This is a genomic window from Staphylococcus sp. EG-SA-2, from assembly GCF_017152085.1.
The window spans coordinates 1-23,919 of the sequence record NZ_JACYHC010000307.1 but is presented as its reverse complement, the minus strand read 5'-3'; the positions used below and the strand labels follow the sequence as shown (position 1 = coordinate 23,919).

The following is a 23,919-nucleotide window of genomic DNA, read 5'->3' as shown; positions in this document are numbered from 1 at the left end:
CTTCATAAGCAGTACCTATCATACTTAAAGCATCTGCACGATTCGGCGTTAAATCAAATTCCATTACTTGATCATCTAAATATAAAGCTTGTAAGGCATCTGTTCCTGGAACTTGGGATTCACTAAAAACATAAATGCCTGATTCAAAACTTTTCGGTATATAGTTACTTGAAATACCAATTTCTTGTAACGAACAAATCATACCTTCTGAACGTTCACCGCGTAATTTGGCACGCTTAATTTTAATACCACCAGGCAATCTGCCACCTACTTTAGCAACAATGACATATTGTCCTGCATCAACGTTCGGTGCACCACATACGATTTGTACAGGTTCGTCTTCTCCGATATCAACTTGGCAAACATTTAATTTATCGGCATCAGGATGTTTCTCTTTTGACTTAACGAAACCGACAACTAAATTTTTGATATCTTTTGTGTAGTCAATTAAATCATCCACTTCAATACCTGTGCGCGTAATACGTTCTGCCAAATCACTTACAGAATCATCGATTGTTACATATTCTTTCAACCATTCATTTGATATCAACATTACATGTCACCTCTATCTTCTACCGCTTTAAATTGATCTAAAAATCTCACATCATTAGTATAGAAATGACGAATATCTTCTATACCATATTTCAACATTGCAATACGGTCTGGTCCCATACCAAATGCAAATCCAGAGTACTCTGAAGAATCAAAACCAGCCATTTCTAATACATTAGGATGTACCATTCCAGCACCTAAAATTTCAATCCATCCTGTGTGTTTACACACATTACAACCTTTTCCTTTACATTTAAAACATGACACATCAACTTCTACAGAAGGTTCAGTGAATGGGAAGTAACTTGGACGTAAACGAATTTCACGATCAGCACCAAATAATTTCTTAGCTAACAATTCTAAAGTGCCTTTCAAATCACTCATTTTAACGTTTTTATCAACAACTAATCCTTCGATTTGTGTAAATTGATGACTATGTGTCGCATCATCAGAGTCACGACGATACACTTTACCAGGGCAAATAATTTTAACTGGACCTTGACCATGACGTGATTCCATCGTACGTGCCTGCACTGGTGATGTATGCGTACGTAATAAAATTTCATCCGTAATATAGAAACTATCTTGCATATCACGTGCAGGGTGTGATTTAGGTAAATTCAGCATTTCGAAGTTATAATGATCTTGTTCAACTTCATATCCATTCACAATTTCATAACCTAAACCTAAGAATAAGTCTTCAATTTCTTCTATTGTACGTGTTAATGGATGCTTTGAACCGATTTCAATATGACGACCTGGTAATGATACATCAATTGTTTCTTCAGCCAATTGCTTATTTAATTTTTCTTTAACTAACATCTGTTGTCTTTCATCTAATTCATTTTGAATTGTTTGACGCAATTCATTCACTTTTTGACCAAACGCAGGTTTCTCTTCATTCGGCAAATCCTTCATCAATTTCATTAGTCCGCTAACTGACCCTTTTTTACCTAAGTATTTCACTTTAACTTCTTGCAGTGCACGTTCATCATTTGCTTCATTAATATCTACAAGCGCTTGTTGTTTTAACTCTGACATTGTTTGTTGTTCAGACATATGTCACTGACCTCCCTATTCGAACTATTCATTTTCTATTGATCATATTTGTTGTTTAACTAAAAAATGACTTTCATCCTCTTAAAAATAAGGGACGAAAGTCATTTCCGTGGTACCACCCAAATTTATGCCTAAGCATACACTTGTTTAATATTGATAACGGATTGTCTTTCCGACTTAAATCTCTTTAAGTAACCAAAAAGGTGAAAAGACTTTAAATAATTGGAATAACTTGCAGTCACGATTATTCTCCCTAAAACAATTATTTATATAAATGTCCATGCCTTTTTATTGGTTTATATTCAATTGTGTATGCATTCACGTAGAAATGTTCTGTTAAACAATTAATTATAATTATATCGGAAAACTTTCAACACGGTCAACCTTTCAAATGATAAAGTAAAATACTACCTGCAATCGCTACATTTAAACTTTCAGCTTTACCATAAATAGGTATGATTAAATTTTGTGTAGTATGTGCTAATAATTCAGGATTAACACCTTCTCCCTCATTACCTAATAGTAATGCAAAAGAATCACTTGAAGTAACTTCTTTGTATGCCACTGCGTTTTCAAGTGCTGTACCATAAACAGGACCATTAAATTGAGTAATAAACGTATCGAGATCTTGTGTCATAACTGGCAAATGGAAAACACTACCTTGACTCGCTCGCAACACTTTATCTTGATAAGGATCTGTCGTACCCTTCTCCATTATTACAGCATCCATTCCAGCAGCATCCGCAGTTCTAATTAATGTGCCTAAATTTCCAGGATCTTGAACACGATCGATGAGCAATACTTGTTGTGCTTTAGAAATATCATAGTGCGGCTTCTCAATGATTGCGAAAAACCCTTGTGGTGTCACTGTACCTGATAAAGATTCAGCAACTTTCATGTTTATTTCAAAAACTTCTTGCGCGTATGCGATAATTTGCTGATCTAATCTTGCCGGTTCAATTGCAAATAATTGTGTAATTACAATTCCACTTTGATAAGCTTCTTCAATTAAATGCACACCTTCAATTAAAGCTAATCCAGTTTTATCCCTCTCACGTTTCTTTTTTAGCTTGTTCGCTTGTTTAATTCTATTATTTTGTGCAGAAGTAATTTGTTCCATTGATAGCTCCTCGCTTTATTTTTAAAAATAAAAATATTAATCATTAATAAGATGAAAACATTTGATTGTATAGTTAATATTAATTAATCGATTTTATCACTCATATTATTTCAAATTGTATAAATTTCTTTTATCGATACTACTACTATAAATCATACGCCCCAAAATATCATTATTAATTCTTTTCTTCTTCAAAATAAATCAAAATGATATAATTGATGATTATTTTCAAAGCACATTCAAATCAAACTATGTTTTAGCAATTTGTTGTTAGCATGTTTGTGTTCATTAAAAAAACGACCATCATCGGTATCATGTATGGTCGTTACAAAAGTTAACAATACCAATTGTCATAACAAGTACTGCAACCTCTTTAAATTCAATTATTTCATGTAACTATAGCCTATATCATATGTAATTACTTTGTTATTGATAATCGGGCTACTTTCATCTTCATTTTTACTTCTAACATGTTTATGCGCTGCTTTAAAGACATCAGATTTTAACCAATCCGTAAAAGCTTGCTTTGATTTCCAAACTGTTAAAATTTTCACTTCATCAAAATCTTCTTGTTCTAAAGTTTGTGTAACAAACATGCCATCAAAGCCTTCTAATGTTTCAATCCCATGTCTCGTGTAAAATCGTTCTATAATATCTTTTGCTGTTCCTTTTGTTAACGTCAGCCTATTTTCTGCCATAAATTTCATAATTATCCTCTTTTCTGTTTAACTTACCTTAATTATTTTTGCGACAACAACAATTCTTTTCGTTGTTTCACTATATGCATCTTCGCACGTTGATAAAGTCATTATTTTATCTTTTACCGTTACATTAACATCTGAATTAATTACAGATTTACGTTTTGTCTCATCTAAAAATTGTTGATAATCTTGATCATTTTCAAAATCTGTACGTATGTAATTATCTTTAGTAGTAGTTTTATATGCACTAAATACTTGCAATTGATATTTACCATATTTATTGTCAAATTCAATTATCTTGTGTTTTTCATAAAACGATTGCTTTAAATAATCTTCTAACACATCAAACATCGTATTATCACCGACATGGTGCCCGTATAAAATAGTATTATGATTTAAATTCTTCAATTCATTTCTAAAATCCATAAAAATACTACCTTTACGTCGATGTTCTCGCTCAAAATCTAAATTTAAATAATCGTGATTTGTCTTACCTTGTAGTACTGGATAATTTAATGATGTTCCTGATAATTTTATCCATCCAACAATGTCTTTATTTATTTTTTCAAGTGATTCAAATTGTGGTCTCACATGTTCTTGATGTTTGCTCATCAGCATTTGAAATTTTTGTTGTAATTTCTCATAATTTGCGCGTTCTTGCTTGTCTTCAATATATGTTTGAACAATTTTGTAACCAAAAATGATAATAATTACAACCAATAAAATTTGTACAATAGTTAAAAATCGCTTCATTCTCATAAAAATCCTCTTTTATTAACGACGTTTCTTCAGTCATCACTAAACCAGTTGTTGTACCGTTTTAGATTCGATTTCGTTGACTTTGACAAATTAAGTAAATTAGCATTGGACCACCGACAATCATTAAAATAGCATTGGCTGGAATTTCTAAAGGAGGCTGTATCACTCGTCCTAATAAATCAGCCACTAACAATAGCCATGCACCAATAACTGTAGAAAACGGAATAAGTACTCTGTAATTGCCCCCAACTAGCTTTCTAACCACATGTGGCACAATAATACCTAAAAAGGCTAGTTGTCCAACAATCGCAACAGTTGCACTTGCTAAAAATACTGCTAATAAACCTGTTAACCATCTGTAACGATCAATATTAAAACCGATACTTCGCGCTTGTATGTCGTCTAAATTTAGTAAATTCAATTTAGGGGACAATAGTAATGTTAATATTAATCCCAATAATGCTGATACTGCTAATATGTATACGTCGCTCCATATTTTCATTGTTAAGCCTTGAGGAATTTTCATTAAAGGGTTTTGAGTTAAAATTTCTAAAACACCATTTAATAATACGAATAACGCAACACCTACTAATATCATACTTACAGCATTGAATCTAAATTTAGAATGCAACAATATAATTATTAAAAATGGTATTAAACCTCCAATAAAACTTAATAATGGTAAGTAAAAGTACAATTGTGGAATAAACAACATACAAAGTGCTCTCATTATAAGTGCACCTGAGGAAACGCCAATGATATTCGCCTCTGCCAAAGGATTTTGTAGTGCTGCTTGTAATAATGCTCCAGAAACTGCTAACATTGCGCCAACCATCAATGCAATTAATATACGTGGCAATCGCAAATCAATGATTGAATCCACTGCTTCATTGCTACCAGTTGTAAATTTTGTAAATAGGTCATTAAATGACAATTTAATTGTACCGGTTACAAACGAAATATAAGCAGTTGCGATTAAAATGACTAACAAACATAAAAATAGTAGTTTCTTTTTATTTTTTATCATCATATCAACTCACTATTTTTTATCCTTATAAAATAAATCATATAATTGAGTCATTGCCTTATCAGCATCAACATTTGCTGTAATACCGAATGGCACTTCCTCTAAGTCATAAACATGATTATTTTTCACAGCTTTAAAATGTTTCCAAATATCATTTTGTTTAAATTCTTTTTGAAACATTTTCTTAACTTCTTCAGGCATTCCGTGTGGTAATCGTAAAATAATATCTGGATTGATATTCAACAAATTTTCAGTATTAGACGAAATATATTGACGATCTTTCACTTTAATAACATTTTCTCCACCTGCTATTTTAACTAAATCACCAATATATGATTTATCAGTTGCTACTAAATAGCTACCCGGTACACCCATTAATATTAATACTTTGGGATGTTTCTTTTGTTTAGCTGCTTTATTTTCAATTTTTTGCTTTACAGAATTTAAATGGTCATTTAATTCTTTTGCTTGTGCTTTACGATTAAATTGATCACCTAATTGTGTAATCGACTTTTGCATCCCTTTTAAACTATCAAAATCATAAAAGTAGCCTTTCATATTTAATTGTTTGTAAAATGGTTGCATTTCATCTTTAATCGTTGACACACTCAAAACATGTGTTGGTTTTAACTTTTTAACAGCTTCAACATTCGGCTCCATTGGTTGACCAATTTCCGGTACATCTTTATAACGATTAGGCAATGTCTTATATGACGTGGGTTTGCCGACAATTGGTAAATCCAATTTGTCCAATGTCATTGTCAATGCAACAGTTGTTGGTACGATTCTGAATTCGCCGGATTTAGTTGATTCTTGAGAACTGGAAGATTGACAGCTGGTTAAGATAACGACGCTTATCACTAAAATGGTTAAATACTTTATGATTCTCAAACTTGGTTACCTCTCTTTCTGCTGTATAAATGTGCCGAAATAAGTAAAATAGTTGCTAACACAATGCCAGCTGCAAATAAAATATATTGCTTTTTATGATTTGGTTCATCAAGTTCTTTAATATCACTAGATAATTGACTACTATTCTTGCTATCATCATCTCTATTAAAAGCTGGTAACGCTTTTTCTTTTTCAACTACTTTTTTCTTTTCCTTTTTTGATTTTTCATCTTTATGTTTCGGTTGCTCTTTGTGATTATTTTCAACCTTTTTTATTGTTGGAGGGCTATTTTCAACTTTTAATGTACCTGATGCTTTAGGTCGCTCATTTTCAATCTTTTTATTACTGTCTTGTTGCACTTTATCTTTTTGTACAGGAATATCATTTAATCCTTTTTCAGTAAAAAGGCTAGTACGTCTTTCCTTAGTATCTGATTTTTGACTATCTTTTTTGTCATCAATATCTTTTTTAAGCTGATCTTGATTATTTTCTTGATTTTGATGTTTTGAAGGCACTTCTTTTGCATCATCATGTTGTACTTTTTTCTCTTTAAAATGAATAGAATACACCATTTCTTTGTTATCTAGATTTTTCTTTTCAGCCAACGTTTTAACATGCATATTGATTTTATCCATATGCTGTTCAATTAAAATTCTTACTATTGTGTCATCCTTTTCATCTTTTATAACAAAAGGAAATTCTTCATTTTTGTCATTTTGAAAAACAAGTTGTTCTTTATCTATTTGACCTTTTAGCTTTACTTGCAAGTAAATTTTACCAGTCATATCTGAAATCAATTGCGCCTTTTCGTCAACTAGTTGTTGTTCCTCAGTTACATTTTTATTTTCTTGATTAAAAATTAGTAACTCTAACGCTTTATTCTCTTTTATCTTTTCATCAAAAATTGATGTAGTTAATTCTGTTTTATCTTTTGCTTCAGGTTGATTAAATTTGGCTGATGGATATTTTATCTCATCAGCCAACACGCTACCAATCATTGTTGTATATGTAAGTATACCTAAGCTAATAATAGCTATAATAGATTTTGTAGCAATTTGTTTAACATTTCTCATTATTCCACATTGCCTTTAGATTTTTTTCTAACAAACAATGTGATTGCGATTAATAATGCTAAGGATGCAACTGGTATTGCATATATATATGCAGGTGTACCAGCATTTGTTTGTGGATTTTCTACTTTGTCTTTATTCGAACTATTAGATTCACTTTGACCAGTAGTCGTTCCATCAGATCCTTTGTCACTACCTGAAGCAGAATTTTTATCATCTTTACCTGGTGCATTAGCACCTGCTACATCAGTTGGTCCATTAAATTTATATGTAATGTTGTAATGATGGTCATATTTGAATGGCTTTCCATTTACTTTTTCATCGATATAAACGTCAATTTTTCCATCTATTTTACCGTTCAACTTACTTACTTCAAATTCAGAAGTGCGTTCATCTTTGGCAGTGTTTTTACTAATAATATTTTCTTTATGTCCTTCGATACTCATTCCAGTAATCCAATGACTGTGGTTGACAGTTATTTGAACATACAATTTACCATTTTTCTTAATGTACTTTGCCGGTTTATTAAAATAGTCATTAGCAATTGACGTGTCATTGGTATTGTATTTGTAAACCTCATAATTCAAAGTACCGCTATCTGCGGCATTTGCAGAATTACTGAATGTCGCGATGATGATAATTAACGCTAAAATCGTTGTATTAAAAACTTTTAAAATATTTTTCAAAACATAATCCTCCTTTTTATGATTGCTTTTAAGTCTTTAGTAAAATCATAAATAATAATGATTATCATTGTCAATATTTATTTTATAATCAATTTATTATTGTTATACGGAAATAGATGTGCTAGTATAATTGATAACCATTATCAATTGCAATGGTTAATCATCTCATATAACAACACATAATTTGTATCCTTAGGAGGAAAACAACATGACAAAACATTATTTAAACAGTAAGTATCAATCAGAACAACGTTCATCAGCTATGAAAAAGATTACAATGGGTACAGCATCTATCATTTTAGGTTCCCTTGTATACATAGGCGCAGACAGCCAACAAGTCAATGCGGCAACAGAAGCTACGAACGCAACTAATAATCAAAGCACACAAGTTTCTCAAGCAACATCACAACCAATTAATTTCCAAGTGCAAAAAGATGGCTCTTCAGAGAAGTCACACATGGATGACTATATGCAACACCCTGGTAAAGTAATTAAACAAAATAATAAATATTATTTCCAAACCGTGTTAAACAATGCATCATTCTGGAAAGAATACAAATTTTACAATGCAAACAATCAAGAATTAGCAACAACTGTTGTTAACGATAATAAAAAAGCGGATACTAGAACAATCAATGTTGCAGTTGAACCTGGATATAAGAGCTTAACTACTAAAGTACATATTGTCGTGCCACAAATTAATTACAATCATAGATATACTACGCATTTGGAATTTGAAAAAGCAATTCCTACATTAGCTGACGCAGCAAAACCAAACAATGTTAAACCGGTTCAACCAAAACCAGCTCAACCTAAAACACCTACTGAGCAAACTAAACCAGTTCAACCTAAAGTTGAAAAAGTTAAACCTACTGTAACTACAACAAGCAAAGTTGAAGACAATCACTCTACTAAAGTTGTAAGTACTGACACAACAAAAGATCAAACTAAAACACAAACTGCTCATACAGTTAAAACAGCACAAACTGCTCAAGAACAAAATAAAGTTCAAACACCTGTTAAAGATGTTGCAACAGCGAAATCTGAAAGCAACAATCAAGCTGTAAGTGATAATAAATCACAACAAACTAACAAAGTTACAAAACATAACGAAACGCCTAAACAAGCATCTAAAGCTAAAGAATTACCAAAAACTGGTTTAACTTCAGTTGATAACTTTATTAGCACAGTTGCCTTCGCAACACTTGCCCTTTTAGGTTCATTATCTTTATTACTTTTCAAAAGAAAAGAATCTAAATAAATCATCGTCACACTCATAACTTAATATATTTTTTATTTTAAATTTTATTTAACCTATGTCATAGATATTTCATAATCTATAACATAGGTTATTTTTTTATAAAATAACGTTGCAATTAACTACCATTTCAATGTACAATACAAGTAATCAATTGATAATGATTATCAGTTGATAATATACAATTAGGAGTTGTTTCTACAACATGAACAAACAGCAAAAAGAATTTAAATCATTTTATTCAATTAGAAAGTCATCACTAGGCGTTGCATCTGTAGCGATTAGTACACTTTTATTATTAATGTCAAATGGCGAAGCACAAGCAGCAGCTGAAGAAACAGGTGGTACAAATACAGAAGCACAACCAAAAACTGAAGCAGTTGCAAGTCCAACAACAACATCTGAAAAAGCTCCAGAAACTAAACCAGTAGCTAATGCTGTCTCAGTATCTAATAAAGAAGTTGAGGCCCCTACTTCTGAAACAAAAGAAGCTAAAGAAGTTAAAGAAGTTAAAGCCCCTAAGGAAACAAAAGCAGTTAAACCAGCAGCAAAAGCCACTAACAATACATATCCTATTTTGAATCAGGAACTTAGAGAAGCGATTAAAAACCCTGCAATAAAAGATAAAGATCATAGCGCACCAAACTCTCGTCCAATTGATTTTGAAATGAAAAAAGAAAATGGTGAGCAACAATTTTATCATTATGCCAGCTCTGTTAAACCTGCTAGAGTTATTTTCACTGATTCAAAACCAGAAATTGAATTAGGATTACAATCAGGTCAATTTTGGAGAAAATTTGAAGTTTATGAAGGTGACAAAAAGTTGCCAATTAAATTAGTATCATACGATACTGTTAAAGATTACGCTTACATTCGCTTCTCTGTTTCAAATGGAACAAAAGCCGTTAAAATTGTAAGTTCAACTCACTTCAATAACAAAGAAGAAAAATACGATTACACATTAATGGAATTCGCACAACCAATTTATAACAGTGCAGATAAATTCAAAACTGAAGAAGATTATAAAGCTGAAAAATTATTAGCGCCATATAAAAAAGCGAAAACACTAGAAAGACAAGTTTATGAATTAAATAAAATTCAAGATAAACTTCCTGAAAAATTAAAGGCTGAGTACAAGAAGAAATTAGAGGATACAAAGAAAGCTTTAGATGAGCAAGTGAAATCAGCTATTACTGAATTCCAAAATGTACAACCAACAAATGAAAAAATGACTGATTTACAAGATACAAAATATGTTGTTTATGAAAGTGTTGAGAATAACGAATCTATGATGGATACTTTTGTTAAACACCCTATTAAAACAGGTATGCTTAACGGCAAAAAATATATGGTCATGGAAACTACTAATGACGATTACTGGAAAGATTTCATGGTTGAAGGTCAACGTGTTAGAACTATAAGCAAAGATGCTAAAAATAATACTAGAACAATTATTTTCCCATATGTTGAAGGTAAAACTCTATATGATGCTATCGTTAAAGTTCACGTAAAAACGATTGATTATGATGGACAATACCATGTCAGAATCGTTGATAAAGAAGCATTTACAAAAGCCAATACCGATAAATCTAACAAAAAAGAACAACAAGATAACTCAGCTAAGAAGGAAGCTACTCCAGCTACGCCTAGCAAACCAACACCATCACCTGTTGAAAAAGAATCACAAAAACAAGACAGCCAAAAAGATGACAATAAACAATTACCAAGTGTTGAAAAAGAAAATGACGCATCTAGTGAGTCAGGTAAAGACAAAACGCCTGCTACAAAACCAACTAAAGGTGAAGTAGAATCAAGTAGTACAACTCCAACTAAGGTAGTATCTACGACTCAAAATGTTGCAAAACCAACAACTGCTTCATCAAAAACAACAAAAGATGTTGTTCAAACTTCAGCAGGTTCTAGCGAAGCAAAAGATAGTGCTCCATTACAAAAAGCAAACATTAAAAACACAAATGATGGACACACTCAAAGCCAAAACAATAAAAATACACAAGAAAATAAAGCAAAATCATTACCACAAACTGGTGAAGAATCAAATAAAGATATGACATTACCATTAATGGCATTACTAGCTTTAAGTAGCATCGTTGCATTCGTATTACCTAGAAAACGTAAAAACTAATAAATCGTCTTTATATTTAATTATTAAATTAACAAATTTTAATTGGCGGATGAGGTATCCAGTTACCTCGTTCGCCAATTATTTTTCGCAATATAAAAAGTCCCACTTAAAACAATCATTTTAAGCGGGACTTTTTATATTGAGTAACTAAAATTATTTAGCTGCTACTTCTTCGCCATTGTAAGAACCACAGTTTTTACATACACGGTGTGATAATTTGTATTCGCCACAGTTTAGGCATTCAGTCATACCTGGTACTGAAATTTTGAAATGCGTACGACGTTTGTTTTTTCTAGTTTTAGAAGTTCTTCTTTTTGGTACTGCCATGATATATCCTCCTTAGATTATAAACGAAAAATACTAAATGTTAGTTTAATTAACAACATTATATCATTAATTAAACTACTTATTGCTCTTTATCATATAATTGTTGTAATTTTTGAAGCCTTGGATCAACTTGTCGTGATTCTGAATCATCTTGTTCTTGCTGTTTAGCAAGCTCATCTAATTGATCCTCATCGATTACTTCCCAACCATTACCTACTGTCAACATTTGGTCACTTTGCTCTGAATAAGCTCTCATTGGTTTCTCAATAATAACTATATCCTCGACAATATCCTGAAGATTAACCATACCATCTTTAATAATGTGATAGTGTTCATCTACATCATCTTGATCATCGTTATACTGATTGTACCCTTCTAAATCAAATACTTCTGTAGTAGTTACATCTAGTGGGACTTTTACTGGTACAAGAGTACGTGCACAAGGCATTGTATACGTTCCAGTAATGTGAATATCCGCAACGACTTCTGTTGACTTAATGGTTAACTGACCTTGGATTGTAATTGGAGATAAATCAATTAAATCTAATGATTCTTTTAAATTGTCAAAACTCACCGTTTGATCAAATTCAAATGGCTTACCTTGATATTTCCTTAATTGCGTAATTGACCATTTCATATGGCTTCACCTCTAACAAGCACAAAATTTATTTTAACTTTCTAAGAACAAGTTGTCAAGATTTTTTCTTAACATATCATGTTCTGTTACAATATTAATAATGAATACCGAAAGGACGAATTGCAAATGAAAAGCGTTGGCTTAATCACAGAATATAATCCCTTTCATAATGGGCATCAATATCATATTAATCAATCTAAAAAACTTACAAATGCTGACGTTACTATTGCAATAATGAGTGGTAACTTTGTCATGCGTGGCGAACCAGCAATCTATAATAAGTTTACTCGTGCAAAAATGGCATTATCAACAGCTGATTTAGTTATCGAACTACCAGCAACTGCCAGTTTATCATCTGGCGATCATTTTGCCGAACTAGCAGTTAAAGTCGCAGATTATATGAGTGTCGATACAATTGCATTTGGTAGTGAAAATAATGATATCAAAACATTAAAGCAATTAGCACACAGCATTAATGAAATTGAACAATCTGAATCCTTTTCACAAAAAGTAAAAGAAGGTAAAAGCTACCCTCGTATCATTAGCGAATTATTAGAGCATCATGAAGCACTAGCAAGTCCTAACAACATACTTGGTATTAGTTACCTGAAAGCAATTGCTAAAAATGCTAAAAACATCAATGCAATTTCTATCAAACGAGAAAATGCTCAACATCATGATTCATTAATTCAACACCATCAGTTTGCAAGTGGTACATCTATTAGAACATCAATCATTAGTCAAGATGATCATTGGCATCATGTGGTACCTAAAGATATTCAACACTTGTACGTAACACCTCATATAACATTAAATCAAATATTTCCATATTTGAAATATCAAATCATAGCTATGACTACAGATTCATTAAAAAATATTTATACTGTTACTGAAGGTTTTGAAAATCGTTTGAAATCTAACATTTATGAAGCAACTGATTTTCATCATTTTGTAAAATTACTAAAAACAAAGCGTTATACATATACGCATATCCAAAGACTGTTAATGAATGTATTATTAAACATTAAACCTACAGATGTTACGAGTAACATTCACGCAGTTAAAGTATTAGCGATGAACGACCGTGGCAGACAATATTTAAAGCATTTAAAAACAGCGTTCCCAGAAAGACAATATATAACCAATATTAACAAAAGCAATGCACATTACTTCACAAATGAAATCAAAGCAACACACATATACAATGCAATAAGCGGGCAACAACAAACAGATTTCAACACGCCTGTCATACAGCAATATCGTTAACAAATGAAAACAGTATTTTAGGATTGTAAACCATGATAAACCTAAAATACTGTTATTTTTATTACTTAAATTTCTTCTTCAATGCCTTTTCAACATAAGGTGGAACGAATTCAGAAATATCTGCTCGATAAGCTGCAACTTCTTTAACAATACTTGAACTTATAAATGAATAATTAGTACTAGACATCATATATAACGTTTCAATTTCATTGTTCAACTTTTTATTCATTGAAGTTAAGCGTAATTCATATTCAAAATCACTGACTGCTCTTAAACCACGTATGATTGTTTTAGCTCCTACTTGTTCACAATAATCGACTAGTAAACCACTAAATTGATGAACCTTGACATTAGGTAAATGTTTAACAGATTGTTCAATTAAATCCATACGCTCTTCTAAACTAAACGTACCTTCTTTTTTACTATTTTTAAGAACACAGACATGAATTTCATCAAATCTATCTGTACTTCTCTCAATAATGTCTAAATGACCATAAGTAATGGGGTCAAAACTACCCGGAATGACCGCTATTGTATGTTCCATGCTATTCTCCCTTTTCTAATAACAATGTGTCTGTCAACCCATAATGGTAACGTTTAATCATATTAAACGGTTGATAGTCTATTTCTTCATGATTGCTAAATTCACAAACGATGATACCATTTTCTTTCAATAAATTAAACTCTGAAATTAGTTTTAAAGCTTTATCAATGAGACCTTTATTATAAGGTGGATCTAAGAAAATGACATCAAATTGAATATCACGTTTTGACAATGCTTTTAAAGCTCTATCTGCATTATTTTTATAAACTTCAGATTGTGCCTCTAAATCCAAATTCGCAAGATTTGATTTAATAACTTTTACAGCTTTAAAATTTTGATCAACAAAGATTACCTTATCCATACCTCGAGAGAGTGCTTCTATTCCAAGCGCCCCGCTTCCTGCAAATAAATCTAAACCTATACCTGACACATCATATAAACTATTAAAGATACCTTCTTTAACTTTATCCATAGTTGGTCTCGTATTACGGCCTTCCATACTTTCTAAAGCTTTACTTTTATGTTTACCTGCAATGACGCGCATGTTGTTCACACTTCCAATTCATTTAGTTATTTAATATAATTTATTGAGAAAAAGGAGAATGATAAACCAATGAAACAAACATTTATTACACTTGGTGAAGGTCTAACAGATTTGTTCGAATTCATGACGATGATTGAATATAACCATCAACGTATTGATAAAATTATCTATTTTCATTCACCACAAGCTGAAAATAAAAAGTCATCTGTAGCAATCATTATGAACCCTACAACTGGCAATCATTTCCAAGCATTTTATATCATGATTAACGCTATTAAATATCCATATCCAGATTCAAATAAAAAGTTTCAAATGATTAATGATTGTGCTGAAAAATTCGACATACCAATTTTAGGTATCGATGTACAGCCCCCTCAAGCATTTCATGATTTATCGTTATATTATAATTATTTAATTAGTGTGTTAAGGCTCCAAAAATGGATACCAGAACTTCAATAATATTAATTATATATTTCGTGTTTCTCTTTTTCGTAAGTTTTCTTTAAGTATTTATATGGTGAGCCATCAATGTGTCTAACGTATTTAAGTTGCATTAGTTTATGTACAATTTGATCAACATCTTGCTCATTCACATACATAATTACAAATTTACGATCTCTATTTGAATGAACGATATGTCCATATTTTCGGATTTGTCGTTCATGTTTCATATGTTTTAAATAAACTACAATACTAGTTCTTGGGATTAAATTCATTTAAACCTCACTCCATTTATTTTCAGCATTAATCATATCATGTCTTTATTAATTTTAAAATATTAAGCTACCTTAATTATGTCTTATGTAATTGCTCGATAAATGTATTTAGATTATATTAAACATCATTATATTAATTCAATTCTCAAGAGCATCACTATATGATTAACCACACATTTCGCTGTAGTCAGAACTATGATTTTGTTAAGCTATAAAAGTAAACGAGGAGGAATTTTCTATGAAAAAAGTAAACAGAAACATTTTAAATGCGGTACTAGTCGGTGCTGGATTTTTAAGTAGTCTATTAATGATCAATAAAAATAAAGTGATTACTAAAAAGCAAACCATCCCTGCTTTTTTCAAAGGCAATGCACCATATATATTTGCGCATCGCGGTGGTATGGCTTTAAGACCAGAGCAAACGCAACTTGCATTTGACTATGCTAAACAATTAGGCGTTGATGGCTTTGAAACAGATGTGAGACTCACAAAAGATCAACAGCTTATCGTTTTTCATGACGCAACTGTTGATAGAACGACGAACGGCTCTGGAAAAGTTAGTGCCCACACATTAGCAGAATTAAAGAAATTAGACGCAGCTTATCACTTCAAAGATATCAATGGACTAACACCATATCGTGGTCATGCACACACAACTATACTAACCTTCGATGAGTTGCTGAAGCAATATCCTGATATGTATATAAACGTAGACTTAAAAGATGCTCCTGAATCCTATGAAGGCTCAATCGCACCACAAATTATGTTTGATACAATTGCAGAAAATCAAGCATTTGACCGCGTTCTTGTGACAAGTTTTTATAAAGAACAAATCGTTCGTTTTAATAAAATTGCACAAGGATCCGTCGCAATTGGTGCTAGCCAACAGGAAGTTACAGAAGCATTTTTAAAATATCATTTATTAGGTGGTAGGTACTACCAACCATTAGCACAAACGTTCCAAATGCCTACTCATTTTAAAGGCATTGATTTGACTTCATCTCGTTTTATCAAATGGTTAAATGATATGAATATCATTCCAGGCTATTATGGCGTAAATAGTATAGATCTGATGAATGATTTATACCAAAAAGGTGCACACACGATTGTGACAGATCGACCAGATTTAGCACAACAATTCAAACAAACAATCCCGAATAAATAAAAACATCGAGTCAGATGCTAGTTAGTGGTTTCAATAACCACCTTTTTCTGACTCGATGTTTTTTATAATGAACAATTACAGGATCCGCCCGTCGCACAACCACTATGTGATGTTTGAAAGAATGGATTACCTGTTTCTATTTTGACATGCTCTGAAACAGCGTACGCAATTTTCGTAACAACTTCATCAATTAAATGTTGAAGTGCCATTTCCCTAGCTTTGTAATGCATCACAACGTCAAGCATCTCATATGCTCTTTTGCGTTGTCTTGTCTCTAACATGACTTTCTTATAATCAGGATGATATTTCCCGAAACGCATTACTTCATCATATTTCTCTTTTGATTTTAAAAATGATTGATAAAGTAAATGTGCTTCGTCATTGTTTTCGAGCGCCTGTTTAGCTTGCTCAAATGATGCATAAATATCTGATGCAACTATCATATCAGCTAGTTCATCAATATCATCTAATATCGCTAGTGAAGCTTCATTAATCATAAATACCCCTCATTGTTATTTTTCTAAGAAAATTAGTGAATAATAATCTCTCATTACATCTCCACCCATCTCATCGTATTTTGAATTTAATAGACGAGATCGATGTATACCTGAATTCATCCAACTATGGATTAATGTTGGTACATCATTAAACGCATAACCAACATTTTGAGCAGTTGTTTTATAAGTAACGTGATTTTTATCTAATTGCCCTCTTAATGCGTCCTCTGTAAATTCAACACTATCAGAACCATTAGAGGTCGCTTCATATAAGTTATTAGATGCAATATGTGCTAAATCGCTATTGATTTTCAATGGTTTTAATCCTTTTAATTTTCTCATTTCATTCGTTACTTCATAAAGAGAAATTAATTGATTTGGATTTTGCTCAACTGGACGCTTATTATGCTCTTCTGACGTAGAATTAGAATTTAATTGATAAGGTTCAATATCTGCTAACATTTCTTTTGTTAAAAATCGTACACTTAGCACCTTTTTCGATTGTTGATCAGAATACACTTGTGCATATATGTCGCCATATTTAATCAGTGTTTGTGTTTTTAAATCTTCATCTGAAAGTTCAAATTCATATTTTTTACCATCAACTTTAAAGGAAGGTTCTGGATTAATACTTGTATGATTAAAAATTTCTGCAGAATGTTGTCCTATTTTTAACGGACTAACATTGACTTTCTCACCTGTAGCATACACTGAAACGATTTCTTCACGTTTAGTTGAAACAATGTAATAACTGTTTTTGTCTTTAAACACATAATTTTTGTAACCATCTCTAAAAGGGTAGACACGATCTGCTTGTCCAAATTTAGAAGTAAGCACTTTAATATCTTTACCTACCCATGTACCAACACCTTCTTTAGGCTTTGGATTTTCAGCATGGTTATTTGATTTATTCACCTGTTCAGATCTATTTACTTTATTACCTTTATTCGGGTTCTCTAATACATCAAATTTTAATCTCGGTGAATAAAAAAGATATATTAAAAATCCAACTAAAAATAATACACCGACGACTCTTATAATTAACTTTTTCATCAATCAACCACCTAAAAAGTATTAATACTATTGTAAAAAACAACACATTAATTAGCAAATTTTCAACACTGACATAACTGTGTCGTTTCGATAAAACAAAATCATCTTCAGGCATAATTTTAACGTCATAAAGATTTTCCCTACACTCTATATCATAACCTATCTTTATGTTTTCAGGTTGAATTTCATTATTAAGATTAAAATATGTATAAAAAAATGGACAGTTAAGGTATCAAATGAATACCATCAACTGTCCGACTATTCTTCATCAAAAAACCTGATAAAACAAATTGCCTTATCAGATTAGTATCATTTGTATAAGCATATTAATGACCAAATGTTGCTTTAATCAGTGATGTCGTTTCTCCACCTGGATATAATACATATAATAATAAGTAAACTGCTACACCTGTAATTGCAGTACAGAACCATATAACTGAAGCGAATGGCCCGAATTTGCGGTGTACATTATATTTATCTTTAAATGCAGTAATAATTTGAACTAGGCCTAGAATACCACCAATTGTTGCTAAATTAATGTGGAAAAATAAGAAAATCGTATAATATTTCTTAATTGATGCTGGTCCGCCAAATGCTGTATTACCGATAAAAATCGTTCTACTTGCATAGATTAAGAAAAAAGTTAAAGCAAAAACAGCTGCAGCTAACATAACATTTTTGTGTTTATTTATTTCCCTTTTCCAAATAAGTCTCCAACCAATGGCAATTAAAATTGCACTAATGACAATACATGTCGTACTAATCGTTGGTAAAATTGGAACGCCCATATTTTTCATCCTAACTTAATTAATCTAGATCAAAGTAAGTAATGAAACAATTACAGCTAACACGAAAAAGATCACTAAATAATTTAGTGAATATATAAACATTTGTGTTGCCCATTTTGTTTGATCTGAATTTTTCTTAAATGTTGTTAAACCTAATGCAATCCATCCTAAATTTAATAATGTAGCTAACACTACGAATACGACACCTAAATTTATTAGTAATAAAGGTACTGGCAATAAAATAATCAACCAGATAAACATACTGACACGTGTACGTTTAAAGCCTTTAACTGATGGTAACATTGGAATATTTGCAAGTGCATATTCATCTTTACGTTTAATAGCTAAGGCATAAAAATGAATTGGTTGCCAACAAAATACAACTAAAAACAGCGCAATCGCTGTTAAACTAATTTGTCCTTCAATTGCAACCCATCCAATTAGTGGTGGTACTGCTCCAGGAAAACTCCCAATCACTGTGTTCCATGTTGTATGTCTTTTAGACCATATTGAGTAATAAGACACATAACCTACAATCCCCATAAGACCAAGTACGCCTGATGGTATATTCAATAAAAACAAACAAATTTCTCCAACTAACATCATACCAAAACTTAATAGTAATAAATTTTGATCTGTAATTCTATTATTTACAGTTGGTCTATTTTGTTTACTAGGCATAATACGATCAATATCTTGGTCGTAATAATTATTTAACGCACATGCGCCACCCATAATTAAAGTAGATCCTAATAGCATTAATAAAATTTGAGGTATTGATGATAAGAAGGAATGATTTGTCATTACAACTGCTAGCCATGCGCCCGCAAAAGCCGGAATTAAGTTACCTTGAACAAGTCCCATTTTAATTATCTGTTGCAATTCTTTGAAGTTAACTCTGCTAATATTTTGTGACAAAGTATGCTCTTTGCTCATAATCCCCCTCCTTAAATTTGTTCATATAAGATTATGATATCTTAGATTGCATAAAAAGACTAGGTTTAATAAAATTAAAATGTGACAAATTAACGACAAGAGAAAATGTCAATTTTGTGACACAAATAACATTTAATTTATTGCTATAATGTATATGTTAGAAAATTTTAATAAGTAGAATCATGCATCTAAAAGAGATTAATATTTAAGCTTCAAATTTGAGTAAACGTGGATTACATAATTATCCCAATAAAAAAATCATTACGATTAAGTTCTTTTTATGTCGTCCACATACAATACTTGTAAAATTAAATCATATTTCCTGCGTTGGATCCCATCTTTTCATATCCTACAATCAGGTCAATTTATAGTATCATCTCAAATCCGGCTATTAATTCTAATTCTCAGTGATGCGTTTTTTTATGATGGGGTGTATAAATTGTTTGGCAAAAAGAATTTAAAATGGTTAGGTGTCGTAGCAACGTTAATGATGACATTTGTACAACTTGGTGGAGCCTTAGTTACCAAAACCGGATCAGCTGATGGTTGTGGTTCTTCTTGGCCACTATGTCATGGTGCGTTGATTCCAGAATTCTTTCCTATTGATACGATTATTGAGTTAAGTCATAGAGCCGTTTCAGCTTTGTCTTTATTAATGGTCTTATGGTTAGTTATCACTGCATGGAAACATATAGGCTATATTAAAGAAATTAAACCTTTATCAATCATTAGTGTTGGATTCTTATTATTGCAAGCATTAATCGGAGCTGCCGCTGTTATTTGGCAACAAAACGATTACGTTTTAGCATTGCACTTTGGTATATCATTAATCAGTTTCTCATCTGTATTTTTAATAACATTGATTATTTTCTCTATAGATCAAAAATATGAAGCTGACGAATTATATATCAAAAAGCCATTAAGACGTTTAACATGGTTAATGGCAATCATCATTTATTGTGGTGTTTATACTGGTGCACTAGTGAGACATGCGGATGCAAGTTTAGCATATGGTGGTTGGCCATTGCCATTCCACGATCTTGTACCACATTCAGAACAAGATTGGGTTCAACTCACGCATCGTATCATGGCTTTTATAGTGTTTACGATTATTATGATTACTTATATTCACGCTGTTAAAAATTATCCAAATAATCGTACTGTTCATTATGGTTATACAGCTGCATTTATACTTGTTATATTACAAGTTATCACAGGTGCATTATCTATTATGACAAATGTTAACCTGATAATCGCACTTTTCCATGCATTATTTATCACTTATTTATTTGGTATGACAACATACTTTATCATGCTAATGTTACGATCAGTAAGAAGTGACAAGCAATAACAAAAAAGCAAACCGTAATTTTAATGGCACGCCCATTAAAATTACGGTTTTTTATATCAATATTTAAAATTAAACCTAAGCCATGTAAAAACGAGATTACACGTCAATTGTTGTGTAATCTCGTTTTATTTTAATCATTTTAGTCAGTTGCTTTTTCAATTTCGATTAATAAATCGCCTGTCGCTATTGTGTCACCATTATTTACAGTTACTTGTTTAATCACACCGTCAAATGGTGCTTGAATTGTTGTTTCCATTTTCATAGCTTCAGTAATTAGCAACGGCTGGTTAGCTTTCACAGATTCACCTACACTAACCTTGACTTCAGTTACTGAACCTGGCATTTGCGCACCGATATGACTTGGATTACTCTTATCTGCTTTTGGCTTAACGTTCGCATTTGTATGCACATTCTCATCTTTAATGTAAATACGTCTCGCTTGACCATTCATCGCATAGTAAATCGTTCTATTACCATTTTCATCTGGTTCACTAATCGTTTCTAGTTTAATAATTAATCGTTTACCCTTATCGATTTCGATTTCTACTGTTTCACCATTACGCATTCCAAAGAAGAATGTAGGCGTATCAAGTAACGATAAGTTTCCGTATTGATTTCTAGTTTGAATATATTGTTCATATACTTTTGGATATAATACATAACTAATAATATCTTGCTCCGTAACAGGACCTTGTTGCTCTTCTTCAAGCAACTCACGGACTTTTTCAAAATCAACTGGCTCTAGATATTCACCTGGACGAGCTGTTAGTGCTTCTTGGCCTTTTAAAATAACCGCTTGTAAATCTTTATTAAAACCATTTACAGGTTGTCCTATTTCGCCTTTGAAGAACGACACTACTGATTCTGGGAAATCTAATTTATAGCCATCTGTAATCACGGATTGTTCATCAAGATCATTTTGTACCATATAAAGTGCCATATCACCAACTACTTTAGACGATGGAGTTACTTTTACGATATCACCAAATAAGAAATTCACTCTGCGATACATATCTTTGACTTCATCAAATCTTTCGCCTAAACCTAAACTTTTAGCTTGTTGACTTAAATTCGAATACTGTCCACCAGGCATTTCATGTTGATAAATTTCAGTATTCGGTGATTTGATATCACTTTCAAAGTCTGAATAATAAGTACGTACAGTTGACCAATAATGACTAAGTGACTCCATACCTTCAATATCAGTTCTAAGGTGGCGTGGGAAGCCATTTAATGCATAATATAACGAATTGGCGCTTGGCTGACTTGTTAAACCACTCATTGAAGCAACAGCAGTATCAATGATATCGACCCCAGCATCTATTGCTTGTTTGTATGTTAATAAACCATTACCACTTGTATCATGAGTGTGAAGATGAATTGGTAAATCTACAGCTGATTTTAACTCACCAATCAATTCGTAAGCGGCTTTAGGTTTTAATAAGCCTGCCATATCTTTAATCGCTAAAATATGGAAACCTTCACGTTCTAACTCTTTAGCTAGTTTGACATAATACTCTAAAGTATAAATGTTTGATCGCTCAGGATTTAAAATGTCACCTGTATAACAAATAGTACCTTCAGAGATTTTGCCCGCTTCTTGTACTGCTTCATTGGCAACTTTCATTTGATCTACCCAGTTTAATGAATCGAAAATTCTAAAGACATCTATGCCTGCTTTAGCACTTTCTTGTACGAATTTATGAATAACATTATCAGGATAGTTTTTATAACCAACTGCGTTTGAAGCACGTAACAACATTTGGAATAATACATTTGGGATAGCTTTACGTAGACGTTCAAGTCGTTCCCATGGGTTTTCCTTCAAGAAATTATATGCCACATCAAATGTAGCACCGCCCCACATTTCTAGTGAGAAACCATCTTTAAATACGTCCGCTGTTTTGGATGCGATATTAATCATATCCTTAGTTCTAACTCGTGTAGCTAATAATGATTGGTGTGCATCTCTAAAGGTTGTATCTGTTAGTAAGACATCATCCTGCTTTTTAACCCATTCAGCTACACCTTTTGGACCTACTTCATCAAGCAATTGTTTCGTACCACTAAATGAAGCGATTTTACTTGAAGATACAGTTGGAATTGATGCTAATTCATAGTCTGGTTTCGGACGTTTCTCAACATTTGGGAAACCATTAATTGTTACATTACCTATATATTCTAATGTTTTAGTACCTCTATCTAGAGACGGCTGAATGTCGAAAAGTTCTGGTGTTTCTTCAATAAATTTAGTTGTGTAATCACCACTTGTGAACTTTTTATTCTTCATTACATTAATTAAGAATGGAATATTAGTTTTAACACCACGAATACGCATTTCTCGTAATGAACGTACCATTTTTTCTTCTGCTTGTTTAAATGATATCGCGTGTGTAGATAATTTTACGAGTAATGAATCATAATAAGGTGATATCTCAGCACCTTGGAAACCATCTCCAGCATCGAGACGTACACCAAAGCCACCGCTTGAACGATAAGCAATGATTGTTCCAGTATCCGGCATGAAATCATTTAACGGATCTTCTGTTGTAATACGACATTGGATGGCATAGCCCAATGTTGTAATATCTTTTTGTTGCGGCATATTAATTTCTTCACCAAATAAATCGGCACCTGCTGCAACTAAAATTTGTGTCTTAACAATATCAATTCCTGTTACCATCTCTGTAATTGTATGCTCAACTTGTACACGAGGGTTAACTTCTATAAAGAAGAATTCGTCACCAGATACTAGAAATTCAACAGTACCTGCATTGACATATTTAATATTTTCCATCAATTGAATTGCAGCATCACAAATACGTTGAC

26 protein-coding genes are annotated in these 23,919 nt (G+C 32.0%); 6 read left to right on the top strand and 20 right to left on the bottom strand.

Annotated features, from left to right (window positions below):
* From ytpR to isdC, 10 genes are all read right to left on the bottom strand, one after another.
* The coding region (gene ytpR, locus IDG60_RS03025) for a YtpR family tRNA-binding protein (protein ID WP_346767030.1) at positions 1–553 on the bottom strand (553 nt) is incomplete at its 3' end.
* Complete coding sequence (gene pheS, locus IDG60_RS03020; protein ID WP_000003566.1) at positions 553–1,611, bottom strand: phenylalanine--tRNA ligase subunit alpha; 1,059 nt, start codon at positions 1,609–1,611, stop codon at positions 553–555. The genes ytpR and pheS, both read right to left, overlap by 1 nt.
* A gap of 379 nt (positions 1,612–1,990) precedes the next feature.
* Positions 1,991–2,731: a TrmH family RNA methyltransferase gene (locus IDG60_RS03015; protein ID WP_000435374.1), complete on the bottom strand. Its 741-nt coding sequence runs from the start codon at positions 2,729–2,731 to the stop codon at positions 1,991–1,993.
* A gap of 239 nt (positions 2,732–2,970) precedes the next feature.
* A complete protein-coding gene (locus IDG60_RS03010) occupies positions 2,971–3,078 on the bottom strand; it encodes a hypothetical protein (RefSeq protein WP_010956638.1) in 108 nt (35 codons plus the stop codon).
* Between the two features lie 36 nt (positions 3,079–3,114).
* A complete protein-coding gene (gene isdG / locus IDG60_RS03005; protein WP_000670950.1) occupies positions 3,115–3,438 on the bottom strand; it encodes a staphylobilin-forming heme oxygenase IsdG in 324 nt (107 codons plus the stop codon).
* An 18-nt stretch (positions 3,439–3,456) separates the two neighbouring features.
* Positions 3,457–4,191, bottom strand: a complete 735-nt coding sequence (gene srtB, locus IDG60_RS03000) for a class B sortase (RefSeq protein ID WP_001242427.1) — start codon at positions 4,189–4,191, stop codon at positions 3,457–3,459.
* A gap of 61 nt (positions 4,192–4,252) precedes the next feature.
* Positions 4,253–5,218, bottom strand: a complete 966-nt coding sequence (gene isdF, locus IDG60_RS02995; RefSeq protein WP_000594530.1) for a hemin ABC transporter permease protein IsdF — start codon at positions 5,216–5,218, stop codon at positions 4,253–4,255.
* Positions 5,219–5,230: 12 nt separating this feature from the next.
* Entirely contained in the window at positions 5,231–6,109 is an 879-nt protein-coding gene (isdE, locus tag IDG60_RS02990; protein WP_001220199.1) for a heme ABC transporter substrate-binding protein IsdE, read from the bottom strand.
* A complete protein-coding gene (gene isdD / locus IDG60_RS02985) occupies positions 6,106–7,182 on the bottom strand; it encodes an iron-regulated surface determinant protein IsdD (protein WP_206160480.1) in 1,077 nt (358 codons plus the stop codon). The genes isdE and isdD overlap by 4 nt, the downstream gene beginning before the upstream one ends.
* Positions 7,182–7,865 (bottom strand): heme uptake protein IsdC, encoded by a 684-nt coding sequence (gene isdC / locus IDG60_RS02980; protein WP_000789821.1) that lies wholly within the window; start codon positions 7,863–7,865, stop codon positions 7,182–7,184. The genes isdD and isdC overlap by 1 nt, the downstream gene beginning before the upstream one ends.
* A gap of 208 nt (positions 7,866–8,073) precedes the next feature.
* Between isdC and isdA the strand changes: the two genes are divergently transcribed.
* Together isdA and isdB are read left to right on the top strand one after the other, a co-directional pair.
* Positions 8,074–9,126, top strand: coding sequence for an LPXTG-anchored heme-scavenging protein IsdA (gene isdA / locus IDG60_RS02975; RefSeq protein ID WP_000160859.1), 1,053 nt, complete (start codon positions 8,074–8,076; stop codon positions 9,124–9,126).
* Positions 9,127–9,328: 202 nt separating this feature from the next.
* On the top strand, positions 9,329–11,266 hold the full coding sequence (isdB, locus tag IDG60_RS02970) for a heme uptake protein IsdB (RefSeq protein WP_001041583.1): 1,938 nt from the start codon (positions 9,329–9,331) through the stop codon (positions 11,264–11,266).
* Positions 11,267–11,419: 153 nt separating this feature from the next.
* On the opposite strand, the gene rpmF is transcribed toward isdB, so the two are convergent.
* Positions 11,420–11,593 (bottom strand): 50S ribosomal protein L32, encoded by a 174-nt coding sequence (rpmF, locus tag IDG60_RS02965; protein ID WP_103182751.1) that lies wholly within the window; start codon positions 11,591–11,593, stop codon positions 11,420–11,422.
* Between the two features lie 79 nt (positions 11,594–11,672).
* Positions 11,673–12,230 (bottom strand): YceD family protein, encoded by a 558-nt coding sequence (locus IDG60_RS02960; protein WP_000872158.1) that lies wholly within the window; start codon positions 12,228–12,230, stop codon positions 11,673–11,675.
* 126 nt (positions 12,231–12,356) lie between these two features.
* Between IDG60_RS02960 and IDG60_RS02955 the strand changes: the two genes are divergently transcribed.
* A complete protein-coding gene (locus tag IDG60_RS02955; protein WP_000843611.1) occupies positions 12,357–13,496 on the top strand; it encodes a nucleotidyltransferase in 1,140 nt (379 codons plus the stop codon).
* 61 nt (positions 13,497–13,557) lie between these two features.
* Here IDG60_RS02955 and coaD read toward each other — a convergent pair whose 3' ends face one another.
* Complete coding sequence (coaD, locus tag IDG60_RS02950) at positions 13,558–14,040, bottom strand: pantetheine-phosphate adenylyltransferase (protein WP_000401377.1); 483 nt, start codon at positions 14,038–14,040, stop codon at positions 13,558–13,560.
* Position 14,041: 1 nt separating this feature from the next.
* Positions 14,042–14,584, bottom strand: coding sequence for a 16S rRNA (guanine(966)-N(2))-methyltransferase RsmD (gene rsmD / locus IDG60_RS02945; RefSeq protein ID WP_001263796.1), 543 nt, complete (start codon positions 14,582–14,584; stop codon positions 14,042–14,044).
* A 69-nt stretch (positions 14,585–14,653) separates the two neighbouring features.
* On the opposite strand from rsmD, the gene IDG60_RS02940 reads away from it, so the two are divergent.
* Complete coding sequence (locus IDG60_RS02940) at positions 14,654–15,043, top strand: DUF7147 family protein (protein ID WP_000814565.1); 390 nt, start codon at positions 14,654–14,656, stop codon at positions 15,041–15,043.
* Positions 15,044–15,045: 2 nt separating this feature from the next.
* On the opposite strand, the gene IDG60_RS02935 is transcribed toward IDG60_RS02940, so the two are convergent.
* Positions 15,046–15,300: a YlbG family protein gene (locus tag IDG60_RS02935; protein WP_001049150.1), complete on the bottom strand. Its 255-nt coding sequence runs from the start codon at positions 15,298–15,300 to the stop codon at positions 15,046–15,048.
* A 238-nt stretch (positions 15,301–15,538) separates the two neighbouring features.
* Between IDG60_RS02935 and IDG60_RS02930 the strand changes: the two genes are divergently transcribed.
* Entirely contained in the window at positions 15,539–16,465 is a 927-nt protein-coding gene (locus IDG60_RS02930) for a glycerophosphodiester phosphodiesterase family protein (RefSeq protein ID WP_000757575.1), read from the top strand.
* Positions 16,466–16,527: 62 nt separating this feature from the next.
* On the opposite strand, the gene IDG60_RS02925 is transcribed toward IDG60_RS02930, so the two are convergent.
* The 4 genes from IDG60_RS02925 to cyoE form a co-directional block, all read right to left on the bottom strand.
* Positions 16,528–16,962, bottom strand: a complete 435-nt coding sequence (locus IDG60_RS02925; RefSeq protein WP_000606480.1) for a YlbF/YmcA family competence regulator — start codon at positions 16,960–16,962, stop codon at positions 16,528–16,530.
* A gap of 15 nt (positions 16,963–16,977) precedes the next feature.
* On the bottom strand, positions 16,978–18,015 hold the full coding sequence (locus IDG60_RS02920; protein WP_000733411.1) for a CAP-associated domain-containing protein: 1,038 nt from the start codon (positions 18,013–18,015) through the stop codon (positions 16,978–16,980).
* Between the two features lie 326 nt (positions 18,016–18,341).
* The gene (locus IDG60_RS02915) at positions 18,342–18,803 is read right to left on the bottom strand and encodes a DUF420 domain-containing protein (RefSeq protein WP_000538766.1); all 462 of its coding nucleotides are present in this window, start codon (positions 18,801–18,803) and stop codon (positions 18,342–18,344) included.
* Between the two features lie 24 nt (positions 18,804–18,827).
* Positions 18,828–19,739: a heme o synthase gene (gene cyoE / locus IDG60_RS02910; RefSeq protein WP_000031403.1), complete on the bottom strand. Its 912-nt coding sequence runs from the start codon at positions 19,737–19,739 to the stop codon at positions 18,828–18,830.
* A gap of 439 nt (positions 19,740–20,178) precedes the next feature.
* On the opposite strand from cyoE, the gene IDG60_RS02905 reads away from it, so the two are divergent.
* A complete protein-coding gene (locus IDG60_RS02905; RefSeq protein ID WP_000467123.1) occupies positions 20,179–21,090 on the top strand; it encodes a COX15/CtaA family protein in 912 nt (303 codons plus the stop codon).
* Between the two features lie 139 nt (positions 21,091–21,229).
* Here IDG60_RS02905 and IDG60_RS02900 read toward each other — a convergent pair.
* Positions 21,230–23,919 (bottom strand): pyruvate carboxylase (locus IDG60_RS02900; protein ID WP_206160479.1); only part of this gene is annotated, 2,690 nt, incomplete at its 5' end.